This is a genomic window from Streptomyces albidus (ex Kaewkla and Franco 2022), from assembly GCF_013870515.1.
Taxonomy (GTDB): Bacteria; Actinomycetota; Actinomycetes; order Streptomycetales; family Streptomycetaceae; genus Streptomyces; species Streptomyces albidus.
The window spans coordinates 1-7,440 of the sequence record NZ_JACBXA010000267.1 but is presented as its reverse complement, the minus strand read 5'-3'; the positions used below and the strand labels follow the sequence as shown (position 1 = coordinate 7,440).

The following is a 7,440-nucleotide window of genomic DNA, read 5'->3' as shown; positions in this document are numbered from 1 at the left end:
CGGGTCTGGCGATGCGTGAGTCGTGCCCGGTCCCGGCTCGTTGGGCGCAGTCGTGGCAGGGCGGCAGCTTCGGCACGTACACCGACGAGGACTTCATCAAGCGGCGCGGCGGGAAGAGCTGGCTCAAGCGGTCCATGTGGATCGCGCTCATCCTGATCATCGTCGGCGGCGGGCTCTACGGCGGATACCGCTGGACGCAGACGCAGTACTACGTCGGTGCCAACGACGACCACATCGCGCTCTACCGCGGCATCAGCCAGGAGCTCGTCGGCATCAGCCTCAACGAGGTCTACCAGGACCGCCCCGGAGTCGAACTCAAGTACTTGCCGGGCTACCAGCGCAACCAGGTGCGCGAGACCATCGTGGCCAGCAGCTCCGGTGAAGCCCGGGACAAGGCCGACGAGTTGGAGGAGCAGGCGAAGGTCTGCCGCATCGTCGCCGAGCAGCGCGTTGAGCCTCCCAAGGACGAGGGCAGCAAGAAGGACGAGCAGAACAAGCCCGACGACGCCGGCAAGAACACCGGCGGAACCGGTGCGGCCGCAGACTCGTCGGAGTCCTCGGATGCCGCGCAGCAGGCCGGCAACGACGCCGGTCCTGACAACCCGCAGCGCAGCGCCGCGTCTCCGTCACCGAGCCCGAAGCTCACGGAGAAGCAGCAGCAGCTCGCCAAGCAGTGCACCGCGCCGTAGGGGGGCTCCGGCAGCAATGAGCAGCAACATCATGACCAACACCGGCAGCAATACGACGGTCTCCCCCGGGGGCCTGCCCAGCCGTCGGAACACCGAGCTGGCGATGCTCGTCTTCGCCGTGCTCATCCCCGTCTTCGCCTACGCCAACGTCGGTCTGGCGAAGGACGGTTCGCTGCCCGCAGGAATGCTCGGCTACGGCCTGGGCCTGGGTCTGCTCGCAGGCGTGGCCCACATCGTCGTACGCCGCTGGGCGCCGTACGCGGACCCGCTGATGCTGCCGATCGCCACGCTGCTCAACGGCATGGGCCTCGTCCTCATCTACAGGCTCGACCTCGAACCGCTGCCGGGCGGGGCCGCGGCCCCGACGCAGCTGATGTGGTCCACGCTCGGCGTCGCGCTCTTCGTGGCGGTGCTGGTCTTCCTCAAGGACCACCGCGTCCTTCAGCGCTACACCTACATCTCGATGGTGACGGCGCTGATCCTGCTGATCCTGCCGGTCTTCTTCCCCGCACGCTTCGGCGCCCGCATCTGGATCACGATCCCCGGTGTCGGCTCACTGCAGCCCGGAGAGTTCGCCAAGATCATCATCGCGGTCTTCTTCGCCGGCTACCTCATGGTCAAGCGGGACGCCCTGGCGCTGGCCAGCCGCCGCTTCATGGGCCTCTACCTGCCGCGCGGCCGTGACCTCGGCCCCATCCTCGTCATCTGGGGACTCTCAGTCCTCATCCTCGTCTTCGAGACCGACCTGGGCACCTCGCTGCTCTTCTTCGGCCTCTTCGTGGTGATGCTCTACGTCGCCACCGAGCGCACCAGCTGGATCGTCTTCGGCCTCGGACTGACCATCGTCGGCGCCGTCGCCGTCGCCAGCTTCGAGCCACACGTGCAGAGCCGTGTCGACGACTGGCTCGACCCGATGCAGGCCTTCCAGAACGGCTCCGAACAGCCCGCGCAGGCCCTGTGGGCCTTCGGATCCGGCGGGACTCTCGGCTCCGGGCTGGGGCAGGGCTTCTCCCGTCTCATCGGCTTCGCCGCCAAGAGCGACTACATCTTCGCCACCGTCGGCGAGGAGCTGGGCCTGGCCGGCGTGATGGCGATCCTGCTGCTGTACGGACTGCTCGTGGAGCGCGGCATCCGCACCTCCCTCGCGGCCCGCGACCCCTTCGGCAAGCTGCTGGCGGTCGGGCTGTCCGCGGCCTTCGGCATCCAGGTCTTCGTCGTCGCGGGCGGCGTCATGGGGCTCATCCCGCTGACCGGCATGACGATGCCCTTCCTCGCGCAGGGCGGCTCGTCGGTCATCGCCAACTGGGCGCTCGTCGCCATCCTTCTCAAGATCAGTGACACCGCCCGGCGCCCCGCGCCGGCCCCGGCCCCCTCCCCGGACGCCGAGATGACCCAGGTGGTCAGGCCATGACGCCCGCCGGGAGTACCTGCGAGGCGGCGGCCGCCGCAGGCGCCAGGATCGCGACCGCCGTCGCGGGAGTCCTTCGCCGCCCCTCCTTCGTTCTTTGCGCAGCAACCCAGCGACCCGCACGAGGTGAAGCTCAGTGAACAAGCCACTGCGCCGGATCGCGATCTTCTGTGGCCTGCTCGTGCTGGCCCTTCTGGTACGCGACAACTGGATCCAGCTGGTCCAGGCCGACGAACTCAAGTCCGACCCGAAGAACCGCCGGGTCTCCATCGCGCGCTACGCGCAGCCGCGCGGCAACATCATCGTCGACGGCAAGGCCATCACCGGCTCCGCGGACACCAAGAGCGGCGACTTCCGTTACAAGCGCACGTACAAGAACGGCCCGATGTGGGCCCCCGTGACGGGTTACGCCTCGCAGGCCTTCGGCGCCAACCAGATCGAGGCCCTCAACGACGGCATACTGACCGGCGACGACGACCGGCTCTTCTTCAACCGCACCATCGACATGCTCACCGGCAAGCCGCAGAAGGGCGGCAACGTCGTCACGACGCTCAACGCGAAGGCGCAGAGGGCGGCCTTCGAAGGGCTCGGCGACAACAAGGGCGCCGTCGCGGCGATAAACCCCAAGACCGGCGCCATCCTCGCCCTCGCCAGCACGCCTTCGTACGACCCGTCGAGCTTCGCCGGCAACGGCGACGCGGACACCAGCGAGTGGTCGAAGCTGCAGAAGCAGAAGAACGAGGACGAGCCCATGCTCAACAGGGCTCTGCGGCAGACCTACCCGCCCGGTTCCACCTACAAGGTCGTCACGGCGGCCGCGGGCCTGGAGAGCGGCAGGTACGACCTGGACAAGGCCACCGAGACCCCGGACCCGTACCGGCTGCCGGACTCGAGCACCGACCTCGGCAACGACGGCGACATCCCCTGCAAGAACGCGACGGTGCGCAACGCGCTTCGCTACTCCTGCAACACCGTTTTCGCCAAGATGAGCAACAGCCTCGGCAACGGCGAAATGATCAAGATGTCGGAGAAGTTCGGCTTCAACGACAAGGAGCTGGACACTCCCGTGCGGGCCGCCGAGAGCGTCTACCCCGAGGACAACAAGCCGCAGAACGCCATGGCCGGCATCGGCCAGGCGAGCAACCGCGCCACTCCGCTCCAGATGGCGATGGTCGCCTCGGCGGTCGCCAACAACGGCACGCTGATGAAGCCGTACATGGTCGACCAGCTCGTCGCCCCGAACCTCAACGTGGTGCAGCAGCAGAAGCCCAAGGAGCTGAGCGAGCCGGTCTCCTCCGAGAACGCGCAGAAGCTGCAGCAGGCCATGGAGACCGTGGTCGAGAAGGGCACGGGAACCACGGCGCAGATCCCGGGCGTCACGGTCGGCGGCAAGACGGGCACCGCCCAGCACGGCGAGAACAACAGCAAGAACCCCTACGCGTGGTTCATCTCCTACGCGAAGGACAAGGACGGTTCCGCTCCGGTCGCGGTCGCCGTCGTCATCGAGAGTTCCAACACCCTCCGCGACGACATCGCAGGCGGCAAGCTCGCCGCCCCGGTCGCGAAGCGAGTGATGAACGCCGTACTCGAGGGCAAGTGATGACGCACACAATGACCGGCGCAGCAACACCCCTCCTGGCTCAGCCGGGAGGGGCGCCCGCACGGGCACTGCATGAGGTGACGCCCGTCACCTCGCTCAGGACCGACTCGCACGAGCGGGCGGGTACCGTATCCCGAGCACCACACCGCCGTGCCGTACATCAGATACGGGCCGGACGAACGGAGAGGGCTGGAGATTATGGAAGAGCCGCGTCGCCTCGGCGGCCGGTACGAGCTGGGCTCGGTGCTCGGCCGCGGAGGCATGGCCGAGGTCTACCTCGCCCATGACACACGGCTGGGCCGGACCGTCGCGGTGAAGACACTCCGCGTCGACCTGGCTCGTGACCCGTCGTTCCAGGCCCGGTTCCGCCGCGAGGCCCAGTCGGCCGCTTCGCTCAACCACCCCGCGATCGTCGCCGTGTACGACACCGGCGAGGACTACGTCGACGGGGTCTCCATCCCGTACATCGTGATGGAGTACGTGGACGGCTCCACCCTCCGGGAACTGCTGCACTCCGGACGCAAGCTGCTGCCGGAACGGGCGATGGAGATGTGCATCGGCATCCTCCAGGCCCTGGAGTACTCGCACCGCAGCGGCATCGTCCACCGCGACATCAAGCCCGCGAACGTCATGCTGACGCGCAACGGCCAGGTCAAGGTCATGGACTTCGGTATCGCCCGTGCCATGGGCGACTCCGGCATGACGATGACGCAGACCGCGGCCGTGATCGGCACCGCCCAGTACCTCTCCCCGGAGCAGGCCAAGGGCGAGCAGGTCGACTCCCGCTCCGACCTGTACTCCACCGGCTGTCTGATCTACGAACTCCTCACGAACCGCCCGCCGTTCGTCGGTGACTCACCGGTCGCGGTGGCGTACCAGCACGTGCGGGAGGATCCGCAGCCCACCACCGTCTTCGATCCCGAGATCTCGGCCGACATGGACGCGATCGTGATGAAGGCGCTGGTCAAGGACCCCGACTACCGCTACCAGAGCGCCGATGAGATGCGCGCCGACATAGAGGCGTGCCTCGACGGCCAGCCGGTCGCGGCGACCGCGGCCCTGGGTGCAGTCGGCTACGGCGGCTACGGCGACGACCAGCCCACCACGGCGCTGCGCGCTCAGGACGCACAGACCTCGATGATGCCGCCCGTCCGCGACGACAACGGCGGTTACTACGACGAGGGGCGCGGCCGGCGGCGTCAGCGCAGGAGCAATCTCTCCACGATCCTGCTCGTCGCCGCCGCGATCTTCATCCTCGTCGGCGCGATCTTCGTCGGCAAGGTGCTCTTCGGCGGCGGTCCCTCGGACACCGTCGAGGTGCCTCAACTCGCAGGGCAGACCTACTCGCAGGCGCAGAAGCTCGCGGGGAACGGCGGCTTCAAGGTCACCAAGGGCGACTCCAAGTTCTGCGACCAGAAGAAGAACACCGTCTGCGAGAGCGACCCGGCAAAGGGCTCGGACATCCAGCGTGGCGACACCGTCACGCTCAGCATGTCCAAGGGCCCGGCCCCGGTGGAGATCCCCGACGTGGAGGGCGACCCCTACGCAGACGCCAAGCAGGAGCTGGAAGCAGCCGGATTCAAGGTCAAGCGGAGCCCCCAGGAGTCCGATGAGACCCCCGGCACCGTGCTGGGGCAGGACCCGGCCGGCGGCGGAAAGGCCCCGAAGAAGACGACCATCACCCTGACCGTCGCGCAGAAGCAGACCATCACCGTGCCGCCTGTCGTCGGCAAGAGCTTCGACGAGGCGAAGGCGCAACTGGACGCTCTCGGCTTCGAGGTTGCCAGGAAGGACGTCGACGACGAGTCCAAGCCCGCCGACACGGTGCTGAAGCAGAACCCGGCCGCCAACAGCAAGCTCGGCAAGGGCGAGCAGATCACCCTGACCGTGGCAGCGGCACCGGCGGACGAGCCCGCCACCGTCCCGGACGTCACCGACAAGCTGGTCTCGGAGGCCCGTACGGCTCTGGAGGGCGCCGGCTTCAAGGTCCAGGTCCAGAACGCACCGGACGAGAACAACGCCACGGTGGTCACGACCAACCCGCCCGCCAACACCCAGGGTAAGAAGGGCGACACCATCACCATCATCGCCAGGCCGGGGCAGCCCGGCGGCGACGGAGGCGGCGGCGACGACGGAGGATTCCCCTTCGGCGGCCCCTCCTCGGGACTGGGACGGTCGTCGGGCAGGTCCTGACACCCGGGCCGGCCCCGGCGGGCAGCACGTCACACCGCCCGAGGAGCAGCGCGGCGCCTACGCGTCAGCGCAGTTCTTCGGGCGGTGTGCGTTCCGCGTCCACGTCCTCGGTCCGCTCCAGCTCGCCCCACACCACGTAGCGGTACTTCGAGGTGAAGACCGGGGTGCACGTCGTGAGCGTGATGTAGCGGCCCTCCTCCTTCTTGCCCGAGCCCTCGGGGACGGGGTCGAGCACGTCGACGTTGTACTTCGACGTGCGGGGGAGGATGGAGAAGACCTTGTAGACGAACCAGGTGTTCTTCGTCTCGAAGACGACGGAGTCGCCCTTCTCGATCTTGTCGATCTTGTGGAACTTCGCTCCGTGCCCGTCGCGGTGCGCCGCGAGTGAGAAGTTGCCCGACTGGTCCTGCGGCATCGCCGACTTGACCGGCTTGGTGTAGTAGCCCGCGGCGCCCTTGTTGAGCTCCTTGGCGTCGGTGCCCTTCATCACCAGCACGTCGCCGCCCGACATCGAGGGCACGTGGAGAAAGCCGATGCCGTCCTTGGTGTCGAGACTTCCCGGGGTGCGGTCCTTCAGCCAGCTCTCACGGACCTTGTCGCCGGCGCGCTTGGAGTCGCGGTCCGCCAGGACGTTCGTCCACCACAGCGAGTACGCGACGAACAGCGCGAGCACCAGGCCCGCGGTGATGAGGAGTTCGCCGAATACGCCGACCACCGCCGAGAGCCGCCGGCGGCGTGTGCCGGGCCTCCTGCCGGGGGACGGGCGGCCGGACCGCGGCGCCGGCACCGACGCCCCCGCCTGGCCGGTCTCGTTCTCGATCTCTGACACCCGTACCGCCCGCTTCCCCGCTTCTTGCTGGTCACCTGCCTAGAAGAGCGTCCGGCTTGCCTTTGCTCCTCGGGCGCTCCTCGACCATTTTGCCCCAGACGATCAGACGGTACTTCGACGTGAATTCAGGGGTGCACGTGGTCAACGTGATATACCGCCCAGGCTTGTTGAAGCCGGACCCGGGCGGAATCGGCCTGATGACACCGGTGTTGGACGGCGAAGTGGACGGCAGCCGGTTGGCCATCTCGTAGGTGTAGAACTTCGTGGCGGTCTCCACCACCATCTCGTCGCCGCCGACCAGCCGGTTGACGTAGCGGAACGGCTCCCCGTGGGTGTTGCGGTGCCCGGCGAGCGCGAAGTTGCCCTTCTTGTCCCACGGCATCGCGGACTTGACCGGCTTCTGGTCGTAGTGCCCGACAAGGCCCTTGTCGAGGACCTTCGGCTTGGAGATGCCCTGTGCGATGGGGACCCTGACGTCCAGCTTCGGGATGTACAGCAGGGCGAAACCCTCACCCGGAGCGAAGTCGTCCGCCCTGCGTTCGGGGTCGAGCCCTCCCTTGCCGCCTCCGTCGCCGCCCTTCCACTGGTCCTCGAGTTCCTGTGCGGCGCCGCCCGCCTCCTGCCCCGCCAGCACGTTCGTCCACCACAACTGGTAGGCGACGAAGAGAAGCATCAGCACACCGGCCGATATGAAGACCTCTCCCAGGAAGCGACTGGCGAT

Annotated in this window: 5 protein-coding genes and 1 pseudogene; 4 read left to right on the top strand and 2 right to left on the bottom strand. The window is 67.8% G+C overall.

Annotation, left to right across the window (positions count from 1 at the left end; translation table 11 throughout):
* The 4 genes and pseudogenes from H5J26_RS26170 to pknB all read left to right on the top strand — a co-directional run.
* Positions 1 to 689: pseudogene (locus H5J26_RS26170) on the top strand (protein phosphatase); the annotation flags it as partial.
* Between the two features lie 16 nt (positions 690 to 705).
* Complete coding sequence (locus H5J26_RS26165; RefSeq protein WP_181768435.1) at positions 706 to 2,100, top strand: FtsW/RodA/SpoVE family cell cycle protein; 1,395 nt, start codon at positions 706 to 708, stop codon at positions 2,098 to 2,100.
* A 133-nt stretch (positions 2,101 to 2,233) separates the two neighbouring features.
* A complete protein-coding gene (locus tag H5J26_RS26160; protein WP_181768434.1) occupies positions 2,234 to 3,697 on the top strand; it encodes a peptidoglycan D,D-transpeptidase FtsI family protein in 1,464 nt (487 codons plus the stop codon).
* A gap of 198 nt (positions 3,698 to 3,895) precedes the next feature.
* The gene (gene pknB, locus H5J26_RS26155) at positions 3,896 to 5,890 is read left to right on the top strand and encodes a Stk1 family PASTA domain-containing Ser/Thr kinase (protein ID WP_181768433.1); all 1,995 of its coding nucleotides are present in this window, start codon (positions 3,896 to 3,898) and stop codon (positions 5,888 to 5,890) included.
* Between the two features lie 64 nt (positions 5,891 to 5,954).
* Here the strand turns inward: pknB and H5J26_RS26150 are convergent, their stop codons facing one another.
* Together H5J26_RS26150 and H5J26_RS26145 are read right to left on the bottom strand one after the other, a co-directional pair.
* On the bottom strand, positions 5,955 to 6,710 hold the full coding sequence (locus tag H5J26_RS26150) for a class E sortase (RefSeq protein ID WP_419183853.1): 756 nt from the start codon (positions 6,708 to 6,710) through the stop codon (positions 5,955 to 5,957).
* 40 nt (positions 6,711 to 6,750) lie between these two features.
* Positions 6,751 to 7,440 (bottom strand): class E sortase (locus tag H5J26_RS26145; RefSeq protein ID WP_181768432.1); only part of this gene is annotated, 690 nt, incomplete at its 5' end.